20 protein-coding genes and 2 pseudogenes are annotated in these 16,458 nt (G+C 66.0%); 10 read left to right on the top strand and 12 right to left on the bottom strand.

Going from position 1 to position 16,458, the window contains the following annotated elements; all coding sequences use genetic code 11:
• Nucleotides 1–9: 9 nt before the first annotated feature.
• Nucleotides 10–1,290, bottom strand: a complete 1,281-nt coding sequence (locus tag JWN03_RS15780; RefSeq protein ID WP_297615123.1) for an oxygenase MpaB family protein — start codon at nucleotides 1,288–1,290, stop codon at nucleotides 10–12.
• Between the two features lie 62 nt (nucleotides 1,291–1,352).
• Here JWN03_RS15780 and JWN03_RS15775 point away from each other — a divergent pair, with 62 nt between their 5' ends.
• The 4 genes from JWN03_RS15775 to JWN03_RS15760 all read left to right on the top strand — a co-directional run bounded on the left by JWN03_RS15775 (nucleotide 1,353) and on the right by JWN03_RS15760 (nucleotide 3,874).
• A complete protein-coding gene (locus tag JWN03_RS15775) occupies nucleotides 1,353–1,967 on the top strand; it encodes a TetR/AcrR family transcriptional regulator (protein WP_297615121.1) in 615 nt (204 codons plus the stop codon).
• Nucleotides 1,968–2,220: 253 nt separating this feature from the next.
• A complete protein-coding gene (locus tag JWN03_RS15770) occupies nucleotides 2,221–2,571 on the top strand; it encodes a hypothetical protein (protein ID WP_297615119.1) in 351 nt (116 codons plus the stop codon).
• 34 nt (nucleotides 2,572–2,605) lie between these two features.
• Nucleotides 2,606–3,514, top strand: a complete 909-nt coding sequence (locus tag JWN03_RS15765; RefSeq protein ID WP_297615117.1) for a LysR family transcriptional regulator — start codon at nucleotides 2,606–2,608, stop codon at nucleotides 3,512–3,514.
• A gap of 93 nt (nucleotides 3,515–3,607) precedes the next feature.
• Entirely contained in the window at nucleotides 3,608–3,874 is a 267-nt protein-coding gene (locus JWN03_RS15760; RefSeq protein WP_297615115.1) for a hypothetical protein, read from the top strand.
• 31 nt (nucleotides 3,875–3,905) lie between these two features.
• On the opposite strand, the gene JWN03_RS15755 is transcribed toward JWN03_RS15760, so the two are convergent.
• A complete protein-coding gene (locus JWN03_RS15755) occupies nucleotides 3,906–4,496 on the bottom strand; it encodes a hypothetical protein (protein WP_297615113.1) in 591 nt (196 codons plus the stop codon).
• A 356-nt stretch (nucleotides 4,497–4,852) separates the two neighbouring features.
• Between JWN03_RS15755 and JWN03_RS15750 the strand changes: the two genes are divergently transcribed.
• From JWN03_RS15750 to JWN03_RS15735, 4 genes are all read left to right on the top strand, one after another.
• Nucleotides 4,853–5,314 (top strand): hypothetical protein, encoded by a 462-nt coding sequence (locus JWN03_RS15750; protein WP_297615111.1) that lies wholly within the window; start codon nucleotides 4,853–4,855, stop codon nucleotides 5,312–5,314.
• Nucleotides 5,315–5,330: 16 nt separating this feature from the next.
• Nucleotides 5,331–6,107 carry an ANTAR domain-containing protein gene (locus JWN03_RS15745; RefSeq protein WP_297615109.1) on the top strand — a complete coding sequence of 259 codons (777 nt, stop codon included), beginning with the start codon at nucleotides 5,331–5,333 and terminating at the stop codon, nucleotides 6,105–6,107.
• Nucleotides 6,108–6,157: 50 nt separating this feature from the next.
• Nucleotides 6,158–6,895 carry a GAF and ANTAR domain-containing protein gene (locus tag JWN03_RS15740; protein ID WP_297615107.1) on the top strand — a complete coding sequence of 246 codons (738 nt, stop codon included), beginning with the start codon at nucleotides 6,158–6,160 and terminating at the stop codon, nucleotides 6,893–6,895.
• A 237-nt stretch (nucleotides 6,896–7,132) separates the two neighbouring features.
• Nucleotides 7,133–7,477, top strand: a complete 345-nt coding sequence (locus tag JWN03_RS15735) for a hypothetical protein (RefSeq protein ID WP_297615105.1) — start codon at nucleotides 7,133–7,135, stop codon at nucleotides 7,475–7,477.
• 24 nt (nucleotides 7,478–7,501) lie between these two features.
• Here JWN03_RS15735 and JWN03_RS15730 read toward each other — a convergent pair whose 3' ends face one another.
• Entirely contained in the window at nucleotides 7,502–7,777 is a 276-nt protein-coding gene (locus tag JWN03_RS15730; RefSeq protein ID WP_297615103.1) for a hypothetical protein, read from the bottom strand.
• A gap of 294 nt (nucleotides 7,778–8,071) precedes the next feature.
• Between JWN03_RS15730 and JWN03_RS15725 the strand changes: the two genes are divergently transcribed.
• Nucleotides 8,072–8,704, top strand: a complete 633-nt coding sequence (locus JWN03_RS15725) for a TetR/AcrR family transcriptional regulator (RefSeq protein ID WP_297615101.1) — start codon at nucleotides 8,072–8,074, stop codon at nucleotides 8,702–8,704.
• Between the two features lie 5 nt (nucleotides 8,705–8,709).
• Here the strand turns inward: JWN03_RS15725 and JWN03_RS15720 are convergent, their stop codons facing one another.
• On the bottom strand, nucleotides 8,710–9,291 hold the full coding sequence (locus JWN03_RS15720; RefSeq protein ID WP_297615099.1) for a TetR/AcrR family transcriptional regulator: 582 nt from the start codon (nucleotides 9,289–9,291) through the stop codon (nucleotides 8,710–8,712).
• A 101-nt stretch (nucleotides 9,292–9,392) separates the two neighbouring features.
• On the opposite strand from JWN03_RS15720, the gene JWN03_RS15715 reads away from it, so the two are divergent.
• Entirely contained in the window at nucleotides 9,393–10,430 is a 1,038-nt protein-coding gene (locus tag JWN03_RS15715; RefSeq protein ID WP_297615097.1) for a beta-ketoacyl-ACP synthase III, read from the top strand.
• 54 nt (nucleotides 10,431–10,484) lie between these two features.
• Here the strand turns inward: JWN03_RS15715 and JWN03_RS15710 are convergent, their stop codons facing one another.
• The 8 genes and pseudogenes from JWN03_RS15710 to JWN03_RS15675 all read right to left on the bottom strand — a co-directional run bounded on the left by JWN03_RS15710 (nucleotide 10,485) and on the right by JWN03_RS15675 (nucleotide 16,112).
• Nucleotides 10,485–11,099 carry a dihydrofolate reductase family protein gene (locus JWN03_RS15710; RefSeq protein ID WP_297615095.1) on the bottom strand — a complete coding sequence of 205 codons (615 nt, stop codon included), beginning with the start codon at nucleotides 11,097–11,099 and terminating at the stop codon, nucleotides 10,485–10,487.
• 32 nt (nucleotides 11,100–11,131) lie between these two features.
• Nucleotides 11,132–12,031 (bottom strand): NmrA family NAD(P)-binding protein, encoded by a 900-nt coding sequence (locus JWN03_RS15705; protein WP_297615093.1) that lies wholly within the window; start codon nucleotides 12,029–12,031, stop codon nucleotides 11,132–11,134.
• Nucleotides 12,028–12,483: a hypothetical protein gene (locus JWN03_RS15700; RefSeq protein ID WP_297615091.1), complete on the bottom strand. Its 456-nt coding sequence runs from the start codon at nucleotides 12,481–12,483 to the stop codon at nucleotides 12,028–12,030. The genes JWN03_RS15705 and JWN03_RS15700 overlap by 4 nt, the downstream gene beginning before the upstream one ends.
• A gap of 80 nt (nucleotides 12,484–12,563) precedes the next feature.
• Nucleotides 12,564–13,088 (bottom strand): MarR family winged helix-turn-helix transcriptional regulator, encoded by a 525-nt coding sequence (locus JWN03_RS15695; protein WP_297615089.1) that lies wholly within the window; start codon nucleotides 13,086–13,088, stop codon nucleotides 12,564–12,566.
• Between the two features lie 31 nt (nucleotides 13,089–13,119).
• A complete protein-coding gene (locus tag JWN03_RS15690) occupies nucleotides 13,120–14,619 on the bottom strand; it encodes an ammonium transporter (RefSeq protein WP_297615087.1) in 1,500 nt (499 codons plus the stop codon).
• A gap of 409 nt (nucleotides 14,620–15,028) precedes the next feature.
• Nucleotides 15,029–15,265 (bottom strand): annotated as a pseudogene (locus JWN03_RS15685) (hypothetical protein); the annotation flags it as partial.
• Nucleotides 15,263–15,784, bottom strand: a pseudogene (locus JWN03_RS15680) (cytochrome P450); the annotation flags it as partial. The pseudogenes JWN03_RS15680 and JWN03_RS15685, both read right to left, overlap by 3 nt.
• Nucleotides 15,785–15,848: 64 nt before the next feature.
• On the bottom strand, nucleotides 15,849–16,112 hold the full coding sequence (locus JWN03_RS15675; RefSeq protein ID WP_441342999.1) for a hypothetical protein: 264 nt from the start codon (nucleotides 16,110–16,112) through the stop codon (nucleotides 15,849–15,851).
• Nucleotides 16,113–16,458: the final 346 nt, after the last annotated feature.

Genomic DNA, 16,458 nt, shown 5'->3' with positions numbered 1-16,458 from the left:
CCTCGCACGCTAGCGGCGGAACTCCTCCACCGGTGTGAACTCGGCATCCCGGTCGCCGACTTCGTTGCGGTACCACTGTTCTCGGCGGTGACGTTGCACACGGTCGGCGACCGCATCGAGCCCGGGAACGGTGCGACGCAGCGTTTCCGCGCCGAAGACCAGGGGCGCCTGCACGATCGGGTGCAGCACCCAGGGGAAGCGGCGCGGCATGTGGTGGCGGGCGTAGGTGGCGGGAGGCAGCCAGAACGCGGTGTATCCGATCTGTACGCGGCAGTTGAATTCGTCGCGAATCCGTTTGGGCCACGGCGTATTCGGCTTGGGCTCGAAGGCCGGGAGATAGGACTCGACCAGCTCCTCGCCGTCCGCACCCGCGGTGTACGCACGTTTGACGAAGGCCGCGAACATGAGCTGGACCGACTCCTGGAAGTTCTGCGGATACCACGCGGGCTGCACACCCAGCAGATGACCCACATAGCGCCAGAAGTGCAGCGTCGCTTCGATTTCCCGAATCGTGGTCTGATGCCCGATGCTCCACAGCGCCAGGCCCGGCACCACGCTCCCGCCCATGAGGGTCAGGGTGGCGTCACCGATGCTGATCGGCACACCCCAGGCGGCGTAATCCCATTCGGGGCGCTGCATGAGCTTGCGGCGGATGAAGACGTGCATGATCCGGACCCGCATGGCGGTCTGCCGCCCGCGTGCGCCCAGGTCGAGGCCGCCGGGTTCGGAGACGTCGATCCAGAAGCGGACGGTCTCCAACTGGCGTTTGTGCGCCTTGTCCCCGGCGTAGCCGCCCGCGTACGAGAGCGGTTTGGTAATGGAGCTCTCCGAGTACATCTCCAGGGTGCTGGTGGTAGCGAAGCTGAAAACCGAAGTGCCCCAGCGGCGGAACACCTTCGCGCCCTGCGCGGCCAGGTCGAGGTCCAGCCAGTCCGGGGCGGACTCGAACTCCTCGAACAGGCGGACGAGCGTCGGCGGTGCGTCCGGCACCGAGCCGATGCCGTGCGCCAGCGCCTGATCCAGTAGGGCGCGGCCCGCTTTCGGCCCGATCTCACCGAGGTAGACCTCGTCGACGAAGGCCTCCGCCACCGGATCGGCCTGGTAGTAGGCCTCGCCGAAGGTGCGTACCAGCTCATCGGACGGCTGCGGGTCGAAGCGGAAGACGCTGCGCCAGGCGCGGCGGGCCCGCTGTATCCGCGGATCGTCGCGCCGCTCCCAATATCGGAATTCGGTCGGAATCGTGCCTGCCGCAGCGACTTCCATGGTCGCCGGAACCTTACCGCTGCTCATCTCCGAAGCGTAAGGTGAGTATATGCTCACTTCCTACTCACTTTTGTGCCGCCGGCCCACTCATGGCTGAAACACCCGGTGTACGGCGCAAGAAGCCGAGCCAGGAACGCGCGCGGGAGACCCGGGAGCGGATTCTCGACTCGGCCGCTCAGCTTTTCGCCGCACACGGCATTGCCGAGACCTCCACCAATCGCATAGCCGCGCACGCGCATATGAGTATCGGATCGCTCTACCGCTACTTCGACGACAAGGCCGCGATTGTCGAGATACTGCGCGGACGGCTGCTCACCGAACTAGAGGAATGCTTCACCGAAGCGGTGCTCGGCAGTCTGGGTCTGCCGCTGCGTGAATCGGTGGCCGGCAGCCTGCGCGCGATCATGCGCGCACTCACCGACCGGCAGCAGTTGGTGCGCGCCCTCGCCGCCGAGGCCACCGTCGCGGGCATCGGCTTCGGCGGACTGGAACGCCGGCTCCTCCTGCTCACCCGCGCCTATCTGCTGCAACAACTCGGGCCGCGCCCCGACGACGAACTCGACACCCGCGCCTTCGTCATGGTGAATGCGGGCCTGGCCGCGAGCCTTCGCATCGCCCTGCAACCACCGCAGGGCCTCGACCCCGACCGCCTCATCGACGAAACCGCGAATATGTTCGCCGACTGGCTCAGCGCCGGAGCGTAAGCGTGTTCCGACCCGAGGCTGTCATGCGCTGTTCACGATCGTCCCCGACAGTGGATGCGGTGACGACAATTGCGACGGTCGACGACCTCATGGCGCTGCTGGCCGATTGCGAGGACGCCTGGGATATGCCCGACCGCAGCGGCGACCCGGTCGACATCCTCGACCACGACCGCCAGTGCGCCGAACTCCTGCGTCGGCAATTTCCGGACGATGAGGAACTCCAGGTCGCCGGTTGGTCCACGATATCGGCCACGTGTTGTACCCCGGTGACGATGCGGGCCACGGCCGCCACGGTGCCGACGCCGTGCGCGCGCTCCTCGGAACCCGGGTGGCCCGCCTGGTCGAACTCCACGTCACCGCCAAGCGCTACCTCGCCGCCACCGACGCGATCCACACCGCCGCCCTGTCCCCGTCCAGTCAGCGCACCCTCATCGCTCAGGGCGGTCCCATGGCCTCCGAGGAAATCGCCACCTTCGAATCCGACCCCGACTTCACTGCCGCTCTGGCCCTGCGCCGCGCCGACGATGCCGGCAAAGTCATCGGCCTGACCGTCCACCCCCTCGCCTGGTGGCAGCCCGTTATCAACCGGGTAGCCGCTGAGTAGCCACACTCACCGCGACCGCACATAGAATCGGTCTATGTCGCTATCACCTCGGGTGCCCGATCTTGCCGCGCTGGATCTTTTGCTCTCGGTGATCGAGCTGGGGAGCTTGGGGCGGGCGGCGAAGGCGCACGGGATCAGTCAGCCGTCGGCCAGTTCGCGGATCCGGTACCTGGAGCAGCTGGTGGGAATGCCGGTGCTGGAACGGACCACGCTGGGGTCGCGGCCGACGGCGGCGGGGGCGCTGATCGCGGAGTGGGCGCGGGATGTGGTGGATGCGGCCGCCCGGCTGGACGCGGGCATCGATACCCTGCGGGTGCAGCGGGATTCGCGGCTGCGGGTGGCGGCGAGTCAGACCATTGCCGAATACCTGTTCCCGAAATGGCTGATGGCCCTGCGCACTCGAATGCCGGAGACCTCCATTGCCCTGGAGTCCGGGAATTCGGCCGAGGTGGCGCGGGCAGTGCTGGACGGTCGTGCCGGAATCGGCTTTGTGGAGAGCCCGCAGGTGCCCGCTGAACTGGAGAGTCATCCGGTGGCGCGCGATCGCCTGGTGGTTGTTGTCGCCGCCGGACACCGCTGGGCGCGAGGCGGTGCGGTCACCGCCGAGGAGCTGGCGGGAACGCCGCTCATCTACCGCGAGCCCGGCTCGGGCACCCGAATCTCGTTCGAGCGAGCCATGACTCGCGCTATTCCGGACTGGGAACCCACCGTGGCATTGGAACTGTCCTCGACCACCGCCATCAAAACCGCCGTCGCCGACGGCATGGCCCCGGCGGTACTCAGCTCACTGGCGGTGGCGCGGGAACTGGCCGAGGGAGTGCTGGTTTCGCCCGAAGTGACCGGTCTGGATCTGAATCGGGCCCTGCGCGCGGTCTGGCCCAAGGGGCAGCGTCCCACCGGTCCCGCCCGCGATCTCTATGCAATCGCGAGCCGTCCGGTCTGACTTCTTTTACCTCCGCCCCAGAGCCTGTGCACTGCGAAGGCTCAAGTGCGCCAACGCCTCCCGCCCGGGTCACGGAGGGGTTATGGTCACGACATGGTGCGAACAGCCGTCGCCGCCGCCGACCCGGATGAACCCAATTCTCCGATGTCGGCTCAGCGTCCTCATTTGGAGGTTGTTCCGGGGGAGGCCGAGGGGGAGCCACCGGAACCACTACCGCTCGGTGCGAATCCGCTGGCAGCGGTGGATATCGAGCGGTTGTCCCCGGCGGCCCGGCATCGAATAGCGGCCTTCATCCATCTCCAGATCGCCGCCCTGGAGGAGATGCCCGACCCGCTGCCGGACCGGGACGTCAATCCCTAACCGCCCCAACATGGTTGCGGTACGGCGTGGTTCAGGCGCAGAAGTAGCAGGTCCCGCCCACGGGTAGCTGAATGAAGCACTGCGAGCAGACCGGCGCGCGCACCGGCTCCGGCTTGACCTCGGCCACGACTGTGGTCATGGTCATGCGGCGCTTGGCGGCAACCTTCGGAGTGAGCGGCGGCACACCCCCGTCTGCCGGAATCGCGGCGCCGTAGAACTGGTAGCACTGCCAACGGGCATAGGCAGCATGCAGTTCGAGATCCTCCGGGATCGGCAGTCCGGCCAGCTCGAGTACGTACTTGTAGGCGTCCCCGACCGTGTGGTTCTGGCGCACGCACAGCGCCGGCAGCGGCGGCTCACCCGCGCGGTGGCAGCGCCGGGCCACCTTGCGCAGAATGGCATCCATCCAGGTGCGGGTGGGGGCCTCGGTGTGTACTCCGGACACCTCCTGCACGCGCTCGGCCAACTCGTTCACAGTGACGAAATGTCCATACCCGGTTGCGGTTTCGGCCAGTTCGGTGTGCGCGGCCAGAGCCCATGCCACCGTTGCCTCACGGAACGGCACCGCAGCGCCGTCACCTGCACGCCATGCTCCAACCGTCGTAGCTACGGATTCGTTCATCACCTGTCCAAGTTATCGCGTTGCGTGCCGCACAAGCCAATGGCCTCCCCGCAGCGGCCGGACCGGGTGCGGTGGGGACCCGGGCAGTCCTGAGGGGGAAGTCGAAACTACATACCGACCGGTGTGTGGTGAGTTTAACTGTGCGACAACGAGTTTTACATCGGAGTACACACTACAGCGATAGAATGAACGAGGTTCGGCCCCGCACCTACTCGTAATTTTTCAGCGACCCCGGGTGGGCCGAATTACTACCGCTCCAGACCCCGGCGGTTCGATCGTCACTCGAACCTGCGCAAGGGGGCGTGATGTACAGCACCGAAAACATTGGTGGCGCTGCAGGATCGGGTGAGCGCGCGATGAGAGTTCTCGCGTGCGACCCGTCACAGACGCCCCTGCCGGAGATTCTCACCGACGGTGTCGTACACACTGCTCAGGCCGACGATGACGACATCGTCGGTGATATCTTCCGGCAATGGACCGTGGTGGCGGTGATCGTCAATGCCGACCGGGTCGGGCTGCTGCCCATCGGCATGGTGATGGCCGCCGACCTCGAACTGGCCGCGGGCCAGGTCTGCGGACGGCTGCCCGCCCCGGACTCGGCCATCGGCGTGCGCTATCTGGTCGCCTCACCGTGCACGCTGGAGGTGGATCTACGCCTGGGCCGCGTTGTCACCGTGCCGCAATTGACCTGGGTGAACCGCATGCACTGGCGCGGTGATGCCTGGGCCCTGAACGAATGGGTGCCCGCCGAGGGCGGCCTGCGCATGCTGGACCCGCAGCGCTGGCGTGCCCCACAGCGCCGCAGGGCGGAATCGTGACAAGCGGTATCGAGGTGTGAGCGCGGCCCATACCGCGGTCGCGCAATTTCTGGCCACTCTCCGCGAGCTCGACGCCGACCCAGATCCGGCGCTGGTGCACGGTGATCGCCTGTGCGCGGCCTGTGTTCGCGTGCTGCCGGTGGACCAATCGGCATTGACCATGTCCATGGCGGGCAACCGCTGGGAGGTGCTCGGCGCGGCGGGTGATACGGCCGCGCGGCTGGCCGATGCCGAGGCCGCGACCGGTGAAGGTCCGGGCCCGGCTGCACACAGCGCCGGAGGCCCCGTTCGGGTGCCGGATTTCGGGAGCGCCGTGGCAGCCGGTCGCTGGCCGCTGCTGGCCCAATGGGACCGGCTACCGGAGGCCATCGGGTCGATTTGTTCGATTCCATTGCAGCTGGGCGCGATCCGGGTCGGATTTCTCGATCTGGTCGGCGCCGAAGCGGTTATCCGAGATGTACAGGGGTATAGCGATGCCATCCGGATCGCGGACGTGATCACCACCCTGTTGCTGGCGGCCTTCGGCCCGCCGGGCGATGGCGGCCGCGAACTCCACGGCATCACGCTGGGGCCCTGGTGGGAGCAGACGATCTCCGCGCGGGAGATCCATCAGGCCACTGGAATGGTTGCCGTGCAATTGGATTCGAGCGCGGCTGTGGCCTACGCCCGGCTGGTCGGGCACGCCTTCGCCACCGGTCGCACCCTGAGTGAGATCGCGGGTGCGGTGGTCGCCCGCCGGCTGCGCTTCCCGACCGCGTACGACCCCGATCCGGAATCGATTCCCGGGCATTGAAATACGCGAGGGGCAAGTCCAGTATTGAGGAGAGAAGAGGTGAGCAGCGGATGGCAGCTCGAAACAGTGCGCTGACCACGGCATTGGTTCGAATGGTCGACACACTGGTGGCCGATTACGACCCGGTGGAGTCGACGCAGGAGCTCGTCGACACCAGCGTCGAGCTGCTTCCGATCGACGCGGCCGGGCTGCTACTCGCCGACGGGCACGGTGAACTACAGGTGTTCGCGTCCACCTCGGAGGAGACTCGGCTACTGGAACTGCTGCAGGTGGAATCCGCAGCCGGCCCCTGCCTGCAGGCCTATCAGACCGGAGAGCAGGTCCTCGTCGAGGATCTCGACAAGGGGACGCAACGCTGGCCGGCCTTCGCGGAACGTGCGGGACTGGAAGGCTTTCGGGGAGTCTGCGCACTGCCACTGCGATTGCGCAACGAACGTCTCGGCGCTCTGAATCTCTTCACCACCCGCCCGGGTGTGCTCGGATCCGATGATGTGCGTATCGGGCAGACTCTCGCGGATTTCGCCACGATCGGCATCGTGCACGCCCGCATACTCGCCGATTCGATGGTGGTGAACGATCAACTCAGCATCGCGTTGAACAGCCGAGTGGTCATCGAACAGGCGAAAGGCATGCTCGCCGAACGTGCACAACTCGATATGGACGCCGCATTCCAGCTGCTGCGCAAATACTCCCGTGATACCAACCAGCGGATGGCCGTCGTATCTCGTTCGCTGGTGGAGCACTCGCGCGAGCTCGAAATGATCCTCGAGCACTGGGTCGGGAAGTGAGTTTCGGCCAATATCGAGGGCTCGCTGAGAATGCCTCGAATCCAAGCAAGCGCGAGTAGAGTCGGCACCGCACGTCTGGCTGCTCCGGACCTCGGTGGTCGACTTGCGTATGGCATGGCTACCGATTTGCACCAGCCGACGCGAAGTGGAGCAGTACCGTGAATTTCCGACCGCCCGAACGAATTCCTGCGCACAGAGAATTCGTACCCGACCGCGCCGCGTGAATCGGGTGCGATCGTGACACTCTCTCCGCCATCGCGTCTCAGCGCTGCCGACCTCGACAGGCACGACCACCTTCGGGTGTTTTCCCGGTCCGCCTCCGGTGTCGAGTTCACGGCTCGGGCCGAGCCCGCCGATGACACCCAGTTCGCCGTCGCCGGTGACCGGCTGGTGCGGCACCTCTTCGACGTCGGACTGCAATTGCATGCTCTCCGTGTGGTTTTCGAGCAGTGCACTGGCAGCGATCTGGACCGCCGCGCCGCCCGGGACGCCGTCACGGGCATGCTGGACGATCTGGACCTGCTCATCGGCGACAGCAATCTCGCGATGCTCGTCCTCGAAAGTGGTGAGCATCGCGAGTGATCCGGCCGTAGCGCGAGTGCGATTTCAGTGGCGATGCTTACGCAGCACCGGGCCACGGATCCGCAGTTCGGTCATGACGAAGCGATCGCTGGCAAGCGTGAGCATTGCCCGGCTGGTGTCGTGGATGAGCTGGTCGAGATCCTCGATCACATCCGAGACTGCGACACTGGCGGCGAGTACCTGCGACTCGGTAGAGTCTCTGCGGTCGAAGATATCCCGCAGTTCATGCAATTCGATGCCCACGTCGAACAGCTGGCGTACCAGGCGTTCGCTGGATCTGGCGAACATTGCTGTGGCCAAGGAAGATTCCGTGGCCTGGTTTCTTTCGGTGGATGACGGCGACACCGGCGCATCCGGGAATGGCGCTCCAAGGTCGGGCATTTCGACCTCCTGGGTCGATTTCGCGAGATACCGAGCGACGCTGCGGAATTCGGCGCGAGAGCACCTTCACTCTACGCCTGCTTGCCAATTCGGCGCCGAATCGGTGCAGCCTTTCTGTAATTCGGTACGACGGTCCCGAAACCTCCCCTCTGCAAATATAGAGTTGGTGGCATAATGGAAGTCTGTTGGATACCAGTGCGTAAGGGAGGCTCGGTGGCTCGCGATGCCGACGGCAGATCCACCTCGACCGGTGAGCTCTCGGCCCGGCGCGAGGCCATCTGCGCCGCCGCACTGGATCTCGCCGCCACGGGCGGCAATCGCGCGGTCACCCACCATGCCGTCGACGACCGCCTCGGCATCGCCCGCGGCTCGACCTCCTACTACTACCGCACCCGGCAGGAGCTGTTGCGGGCGGCGGTAATTCATCTCGCCGCCATCTCCCGGCGGGAATTCCAGACGGCGCAGCGGTCCGCCGAACGGCAGGTGGTATCGATCGATCGCGCCGCCGATCTCATTGCCGCACAACTCGACCTGCTGCTGGGCGCGCGCCGGCGCGATGCGCTCGCGCGCTATGCCCTGGCAGCGGATGCCGCGGAGGACGAAGACCTGCGCGATGTCCTCGCGCGCTGCCTGTTCTCGGTGCCCGCGGCCACCGCGTTGATGACGGCATCGGGCGTACCGGATCCGGAGCAGGCCGCACACGATCTGATCAGCCTCCTCGAAGGGCTGCTGTTCGACCGCCTGTACGGCAGTCGCTCCCGGCTCGGGATCGCGGCCGGCACGCCCGCCGGTGTGGCGGATCTGCGTGCCCCGATCCGGCGCTGGCTCGGCGTCCTGCGGCCATAGCGTCGCTATCGAGCCTCGAGATGGTGGCGAAGCAGCACTGCGAGCTGGTTGCGGGCATCGTCGAAGGGATGGCTGGATTTGAGGGCGCGGCTCTGCACGATGGCGCCCTCGATGACCGACAGCAGCAATCCGGACAGCGAGCAGGCGGCGCCACGTTCGACGCCGGCCGCCACCAGGCCGTCGGCCAAGCGGGCGGTCCATTCGGCGAAGGCCTGGCCGGCGGCCGATTGCAGGGACGGATCCAGTTCGTCGAGCGCCGCGGCCATCATGAAGGATCCGGCGCGGTAGTCGCTGGATTCGAGCTCGGTGCGCCAGAAGGCGAGCAGCTCGTCCAGCCAGCGTTCGGGGGAGGGCGCGGTGGGCAGTGCGTCGGCCATCCGGCTGACGTGCGAATACACCACTCGCGACACGATTCGTGCCGCTGCCTCCATCAATTCGCCCTTGCCGGAGGGGAAGTGCTGATAGAGCGAATTGCGCGAGGCATTGCTGCGTTTGAGCAGTTCACTCAACCCGGCGGCGTGCACGCCGTGCTCCTGCACCGTGGCGATGGTGCTCGCGATCAATCGAGCACGCGGTCCCGCCGTCATGGAAGTTCCTCCAACCCCTGCTTCTCCAACGCTTGCTTGAACCGATCGGTTCATGTTAGACCTATGCTTGTGAACCGATCGGTTCATATCGAGAGGATGTCATGCCCGCCCAAATCACCACCGCCGCTCCGGTAGCCCACGCCGCGCTTCTCGGTCTCGGTGTGTACCGGCCGCGCCGGGTTGTCCCCAATGCCGAAATCGTCGATCGCATCGACTCCTCCGACGAATGGATCAGAACCCGCTCCGGCATCGCCTCGCGCGGGTGGGCCGAACCCGACGAAACGATCGTCTCCATGAGCACCGCCGCCGCGCGTGACGCGCTCGCCGCCGCCGGGATTCCCGCCGAGCAGGTCGACGCCGTCATTCTGGCTACGTCCTCGCAGATGGTGCTGGGACCGTCGGCCGGCGCCGTGGTCGCCACCGAACTCGGCATGCAGGACACCGCCGCCTTCGACGTCTCCGCCGGCTGCGCGGGCTTCTGTTACGCCCTGGCCAATGCCGCCAACCTGGTGCGCGCGGGCCAGGCTCGCAATGTGCTGGTGATCGGCGTCGAACGCCTCTCCGATCTGCTCGACCCCACCGACCGGACCTGCGCCTTCATCTTCGCCGACGGCGCCGGTGCGGCCGTGGTGGGACCGTCCGAGGTCGAGGGCATCGGCCCGGTGGCCTGGGGCTCCGACGGCAGCCAGACCGCGGCCATCAAGCAGGACAAGGACTTCGCGCAGTACTTCGCCGAGGTCGCGGCCGCCGAGGCGAGCGGCGGCACCACCGAGCGGCCGTACATCCGGATGAACGGCACCGCGGTATTCCGCTGGGCCGTCACGTTTTTGGAGAAGGCGTGCCGTGATGCGCTGGACCGCGCCGGTGTCGGTGTGGAGGATCTCGACGCCTTCGTACCGCACCAGGCCAACAGTCGCATTACCGATGCGCTGACTCGCGCGCTGGGAATGCCTGACACGGTGGCGGTGGCCCGGGATATTGTCGAAACCGGAAACACCAGTGCCGCTTCGATTCCCATGGCGATGGAGCAGTTGCTGCGCTCCGGCGAAGCGAAGGCGGGCGATACGGCGCTGCTGCTCGGCTTCGGCGCGGGGCTGGCCTACGCGGGGCAGGTCGTGCGACTGCCCGCCATCGGCTGAGCCGGATGACCCTGCTCGCTCGCGGTGATACCCGGCGGGCAGGACTGGGTGCGCTTACTGCTCGTCCTGCGACAGCTGGCCCTTCACGGCGTCGTAGCTGACCGGTGCGGGTGGGGCCGTCGGGCCGTACACCAGGTGCAAGACGCCTGTCTCGAACGCCTGCGAGGAGAGCAGGCGCAGTGGGATGGACTCGCCCTCGTCGAACAGTCGCAGACCGCTGCGCAGCACGACCGGATGCACCAGCAGATGCAGTTCGTCGATCAGTCCGGCGGCCAGCAACTGCACGACGATGGACGGCGACCCGCTCATGGCGATATCCGTCGCACCCGGCTGCTGCTTCAGCTCGGTGACGGCCTCGACCAGTTCGCCCTTCAGCTGCTCGGAATTGCGCCAGGTCAATTCCAGATCCTGATGTGAGACAACGATTTTGCGCGCATCGCCCAGTGCCGCCGCCATGCCCGCATCCTCGCCGCCCGCGGCTTCCCGCTCCGGCCAGGCGTCCGCGAAGCCTTCATAGGTGTTGCGGCCCAGCAGCAGTGTGTCCGCGCCGATCAGCTGAGCGCCTACCGCGGCGCCCATCTCGTCGTTGAAATACGGGAAATGCCAATCCTGCGGCTCCCCGATGACGCCGTCGAGTGAGATGAACAGTCCAGCCGTGATCTTGCGCATCGAATCTCTCCTGGTTCGTGCCGTTTGTACCGTCACACATAGGACGGCGGCCGACCCGGAAACTCATCGCGCTCGAACACGCCCGATTCGAGGCTTTCGGCGAGGAAGGCCTCCAGGGTGCGTGGCGGCCGGCCGAGCAGGTGGGCGACGGTGTCGGTGGGGTGTTCCGGGCGGCTGAGGGCCAGCTGCTGGATTTCCATGACGTGCGTGGCCAGCCAGAGCGGCATATGGGCCTGGTCGAGGAGAGTCTGCCGGAAGTCGGTGGGCGGCAGGTCCACGTAGCGGATCTGCCGGCCCAGCAGGCGGCTGAGCAGCGCGGCCAACCTCGGGTAGCCGAAGGTCTCGGATCCCGTGAGTGTGTATGTGCCCCCGGCGATTTCGGGACGTGTCAGCACCTCCGCGGCGACATCGCCGATATCGCGGCAGTCGATGTAATTGCATGCCGCGTCTTGCGTGGCGCCGACGATGATGCCCTGCTGGATGGTCGGCGCAAGGGTGAGCAGCTTCTGCATGAAGGCATAGGGGCGCAGGATCGTGTGATCGATACCGGACCTGAGTAGGTGCTGTTCGATGGCGTAGTGCCAGCGCGAGACCACGACGGGGGAGTCGGGTTCGGCGGCGGGTGCGGAGATCTTCACGATGTGCTCGATGCCGCAGTGTGCCGCGAGATCGATGACACGACTTTCGAATTCGACCTGCCGGGGGCTGTTGGTCATGGTGAGAAACAACTGCCGGACGTCGGTGAAGGCGTTGCGCAGGGAGGCGGGATCGGCGGCATCGGCCCACCGGACATCCACCGGGATTCCCGGCGGCAGTTCCGCGCGCAATCGTTCCGGTTCGCGGGTCAGTGCGCGGCGCGGCACCCCGAGGTCCGTCAGGCGCCGCAGTAGCGGCCCACCGGTGGCGCCGGATGCTCCCATGATCGCGATCACGATATGTCCTTTCGATTGTTCGTTTTCCGGTGTGCTGGAGCCGGTTTCGGCGCCTGCGCCGCTCGCCAGCGCCAGGTTGTGATGATGGTCGCGAGTGCTGCGGCGATCGGGAAGTCGATTCGGATCCGGTCGGGTAGCAACGGCCACGACTGCGTCGCCGACCAGGCGATCAATTCCGCGAGTGCTGCCGCGGCGACGGTGAACCCGGCGACCAGGCCGATTCGCGGGATACGCAGCAGCCATGAGCGCCGGGATTCGTTGCGCTGCAACCAAGCTCCGACCACTACAGCGACGAGCGCCGAGGTGCCCGCGATCGAGGTGAGTGCCGCGACGACGAGATCGGTTTGCCCGGTGGCGATTCCGCCGATGCCCGCGCACAGGGCCGGGGCCACGTAGGCGAAGAGGGCCTCCTGCCACAGCCGGAAACGGGGTGGTTCCATAACCTCGGTCATCTAATTAGGATCCTAACCATATGGTCATGATGCGGGCAGTGATTCTCCATGCGGTGTGCTGGTGGGGGAGCGCGCTCAGATCAGGGGGCGGTCAGTGCGCCGATGCCCTCGGTGACGCGCCCGAGCAGTTCGAGGAAGGTAGTGCGCTCCTGCGGGCTGAGCCCGCTCACCAGGGCTTGCAGGCGGCCGAAGTGGTCGGGCGCTATATCGCGCATCTTCTGTGCGCCCCGGGCGGCGAGTACCACCACCACGGCGCGGCCGTCCTCGGCCGAGGGGCGCCGGCATACGAGCCCCTCTTGTTCCAGGCTGTCTATCAGCCCGGTTACCGTCGCACGGGTCACCCCGAGGCTCGCCGCCAACTGCGACGGCGATTTCTCGCCGTCGCTGTCCTCGAGATCGGCGAGCAAACGATAGCGTCCCGTGGAGAGACCGAACCGGGCGAAATGCGCCTCGGTGGCCTGCCCGAGCCGCGCTCCGGCGGCCAGCAGGCGCACCGCGACGAGCACCGCGCGCGGGTCGGCCTCGGACTCCAGTCCGTAGCGCCGCAGCTGCTGCCGCGCCTGGTCCAGAGTGGGTGTGTCGATACCCGCCGCTTCGGTCGCCATGAATCTAATATGGAGCCTAACTATCTAGCCGTCAAGCTTCGGCCCGGCCTTCGTGGTGTGGCTCATAGTCGCCCCGGAGTCGTCCCGGCCATTCCGGTTCGCGGCCGTCGCCCATCATCGGACGGACCGGCAGTCGCGGAGTATTCATGCCGGGTGGGGGTGCGACTCGCTGCGCCGGATTGCGCGGCGGGGGAGTCCGCGGTGCGGGAGGGGTGCGCGGCGTACTCGGCGTCAAAGCAGGGGGCGCTGCGGGGAAGCCGAGATCGTAGGCGGATTCGGCATGTTCGGCTTCGTCGATACCGCTCGCCTCGGCCTCGTGATCCACGCGGAAACCTATGAGCTTGTTGATGATCCAGCCCAGCATGTAGGTGGCGACGAACGAATACCCCAGTACCGCGAAGGCGGCGATCGCTTGCCGCTGCAACTGAGTCCAGCCGCCGCCGAACAGCAGGCCGTTGCCGCCCCCCGGATTCACCGAGGCGTCGGCGAAGAACCCGATGAGCAGCGTGCCCACCAGTCCGCCGACCAGATGAACGCCGACCACGTCGAGCGAATCGTCATAGCCGAAGACGAATTTCAGTCCCACCGCCAGCGCGCAGCACACACCGGCGGCGATCCCGATCGCCAGTGCGCCGATACTGCCGACGAATCCACATGCGGGTGTGACCGCCACCAGCCCGGCGACCGCACCGGACGCGGCGCCCAGTGTGGTCGGCCGGCCATCACGCAACTGCTCGACAATGATCCAGGCCAGCGATGCCACACCCGTGGCAATGGTGGTGTTCGTGAAGGCTGTTGCGGCGAGATCGCCTGCGGCCAAGGCCGATCCGGCGTTGAATCCATACCAGCCGAACCACAGCAGCGAGGCGCCGAGCAGCGTGAAGGGCACATTGTGCGGCCGGGGAATGCTCCGCGGCCAACCGTGCCGGTTGCCGATCACCAGCACCATTGCCAAGGCTGCCGCACCGGCATTGATATGCACCGCGGTACCGCCCGCGAAGTCGAATGCCTTCAGCCGGTTGTCGATCCACCCGCCCACATCCGAGGAATTTCCGGCGGTATCGGTGTTCGTGAACCCGCTCGCACTGAAAACCCAGTGCGCCACCGGGAAATACACCACGGTGGTCCAGGCGACGATGAAGACCATCCACGCCCAGAACTTCGCCCGTCCGGCGATCGCCCCCGAAATCAGGGCGGTCGTGATGACGGCGAACATCAACTGGAACATCACGAACGCCATGGTCGGAATCTGATGTCCGGCAGGGCCGGACAGCGTCCCCTGCGTATTTCGCAGGAACGCATGCGACATCCGGCCTACCAGGCCCTGATACGCATCATTTCCGAACGACTCGCTGTAGCCGTACAACAGCCACAGCGTCGTCACCGCCCCCAAGCAGATGAAGTTCATCATCAGCATGTTCAGCACACTCTTGCCGCCGACCATGCCGCCGTAGAAGAAAGCCAGCCCCGGCGTCATCAGCATGACGAGTGCCGCACTTGCCAGCACCCACGCCGTATCTCCCGAATTCACACTCGTACCTCATTATTCAACGGGATTCGCGTGAAGCATCGAGAGTCACTGTTTCGCGGAGGCGGCCCATCGTGTTTCGGCTCAGTGAATTCCCGTCGCATCCGCATTTTCCTCGACCGGCACTGTTTGGACCGGCACTGCTCGGACCGGCACTGCTCGGACCGGAGCCGGGGGCCGGGCCCCCAGCAGCAGGCACGAGACGATTCCGATCACCAGGATCGCCGACGGCAGGAACATCGACTGCGCCAGAGCCGTACTGAAAGCGTGCTGCACCGGACCGAGCAGGGGCCCGCTTCCGCCCGCCTCCACCGATGGAATGCCGTGCGCGGCCAGCCGGGCCGGGATCAGCACACCGATACCGGCACTGCCGAGCACCAGGCCCACCTGACGCGCGGTGTTGTAGACGCCGGCGATCCCCCAGTCGCCCGGTGACCAGCAGCGGCACCGCATAGGCCAGCAGATACGAACTCGTCACCCACACCACGGTCGTCAAACCGGTGTGCAAGTCGTTCATGATCGTCGGATTCGCCACCGCCACAATGGTCATATCGACCAGGATCATGAAGAACCCGACGCACAATGCCCCCAGCGTCGCCCACGGGCTACGCTCTGTTTTCAACTGGCGCCCGGAGGTGTACTGGATCATGGTTTCCACCGCGTCCTGCAACTGTTCCCGGACGTCCTGTGCGGTGGTGCTGAACAAGCTCTTCAGAATGATCGACGCGGTGAGAGTGGCCATCTCCGAAAGCATTTCGACCGGCACGTGGCTGCCGACCCGGTCCTGCCAGCGCTGCGTGAACCACTGCGCGTCCTCCATGATCAGCGGTGCGTAGCCGCGCACCGCCTTCGGAGTGAAGAACGGGGACAACATCTTTCGCTGCGTCTTCCATTCCTTGCCCACACTGGTCACCAGGCCGTCGCCGATCAGCAGGGTGCGGGCGCGGTCACAGCTGGGGCCCTTGGTGTATTTGTCGACGCGCTCGACGTTCACGATGCGCGCATGCTCGGGATGCGCAAGCACCACAATGCGTTTCGATGCGACCCGGAGCCGACAGCTGTCAGAGCTGCGGGTGTGAACTCTCCCGATCAGGGACCGGCCGGCGGCCGAGGTACTGCTCGCCGGCCTGTCGCCAACGAGCGCACCGCGAGCGCGCGCGGCTGTCATCGCCCTCCTCTACCGTTGCGTGACAGCGGGTTTCGGGAGCAGCCGGACACTACCGGTTATCGGATTACGGGCTCGGCTGTGGCACATTCACATGGCAGTCGCCGACCTTGGGATTCATGCCGAGGTAATTGAGCGGCCCGGCGATGATCGTCACCGCGATCGTGCCCGTGCTCGCGCAATTGGTGGGAGCGCTGTCGTAGTAGTGCCGCTGGCCGCCGGCAATGGCGCCGATGATCAGCCAGGCGAGTACCAGCACCATGAAGATGCTGCTCAGACCCGAACGACTGGCTCCGCGCGCGCGCCAGCCATCGCCTGCGTATTCTCTCATTTTCCCAACTCCGGGTAGTAGTCGAATGTTGTACCGCGAGCGCCGATTTCAGAATCGATGTCAGCGCTCGGCGCATACTCCGGACCCTGTGATCCCGATATATGAGCGTGGGCGGATCTGCTACCCCTCAAGTAGACGCCTCCCGGAACTCAGTGTCAACGGTGTAGGTCTACATCTACGGAGATTGGGTCTACAACTGTAGGTCTACGGTGTTGACGCCGGGCCCTGCAGGGCGTGTACTGGAAGACATCACTGATCCGAGCGAAGGATTCGTGGACCGCGATGATCATCACTGCTGATGTTCGGGTACTAGGCCGCCGCCGATTTTCCTTTGGATCGAGGCACC

Source organism: Nocardia sp., from assembly GCF_025465275.1.
Classification (GTDB): Bacteria; Actinomycetota; Actinomycetes; order Mycobacteriales; family Mycobacteriaceae; genus Nocardia.
The sequence above is the reverse complement of the archived record's forward strand: the minus strand, read 5'-3'. Positions and strand labels throughout refer to the sequence as shown.

What these genes read in the sequence shown, in the direction of transcription:
- JWN03_RS15780 (WP_297615123.1), bottom strand. Translation starts at nt 1,290, where the DNA reads ATGAGCAGCGGTAAGGTTCCGGCGACCATGGAAGTCGCTGCGGCAGGC.
- JWN03_RS15775 (WP_297615121.1), top strand. Translation starts at nt 1,353, where the DNA reads ATGGCTGAAACACCCGGTGTACGGCGCAAGAAGCCGAGCCAGGAACGC.
- JWN03_RS15765 (WP_297615117.1), top strand. Translation starts at nt 2,606, where the DNA reads ATGTCGCTATCACCTCGGGTGCCCGATCTTGCCGCGCTGGATCTTTTG.
- JWN03_RS15760 (WP_297615115.1), top strand. Translation starts at nt 3,608, where the DNA reads ATGGTGCGAACAGCCGTCGCCGCCGCCGACCCGGATGAACCCAATTCT.
- JWN03_RS15755 (WP_297615113.1), bottom strand. Translation starts at nt 4,496, where the DNA reads ATGAACGAATCCGTAGCTACGACGGTTGGAGCATGGCGTGCAGGTGAC.
- JWN03_RS15750 (WP_297615111.1), top strand. Translation starts at nt 4,853, where the DNA reads ATGAGAGTTCTCGCGTGCGACCCGTCACAGACGCCCCTGCCGGAGATT.
- JWN03_RS15740 (WP_297615107.1), top strand. Translation starts at nt 6,158, where the DNA reads ATGGCAGCTCGAAACAGTGCGCTGACCACGGCATTGGTTCGAATGGTC.
- JWN03_RS15720 (WP_297615099.1), bottom strand. Translation starts at nt 9,291, where the DNA reads ATGACGGCGGGACCGCGTGCTCGATTGATCGCGAGCACCATCGCCACG.
- JWN03_RS15715 (WP_297615097.1), top strand. Translation starts at nt 9,393, where the DNA reads ATGCCCGCCCAAATCACCACCGCCGCTCCGGTAGCCCACGCCGCGCTT.
- JWN03_RS15710 (WP_297615095.1), bottom strand. Translation starts at nt 11,099, where the DNA reads ATGCGCAAGATCACGGCTGGACTGTTCATCTCACTCGACGGCGTCATC.
- JWN03_RS15700 (WP_297615091.1), bottom strand. Translation starts at nt 12,483, where the DNA reads ATGACCGAGGTTATGGAACCACCCCGTTTCCGGCTGTGGCAGGAGGCC.
- JWN03_RS15695 (WP_297615089.1), bottom strand. Translation starts at nt 13,088, where the DNA reads ATGGCGACCGAAGCGGCGGGTATCGACACACCCACTCTGGACCAGGCG.
- JWN03_RS15675 (WP_441342999.1), bottom strand. Translation starts at nt 16,112, where the DNA reads ATGAGAGAATACGCAGGCGATGGCTGGCGCGCGCGCGGAGCCAGTCGT.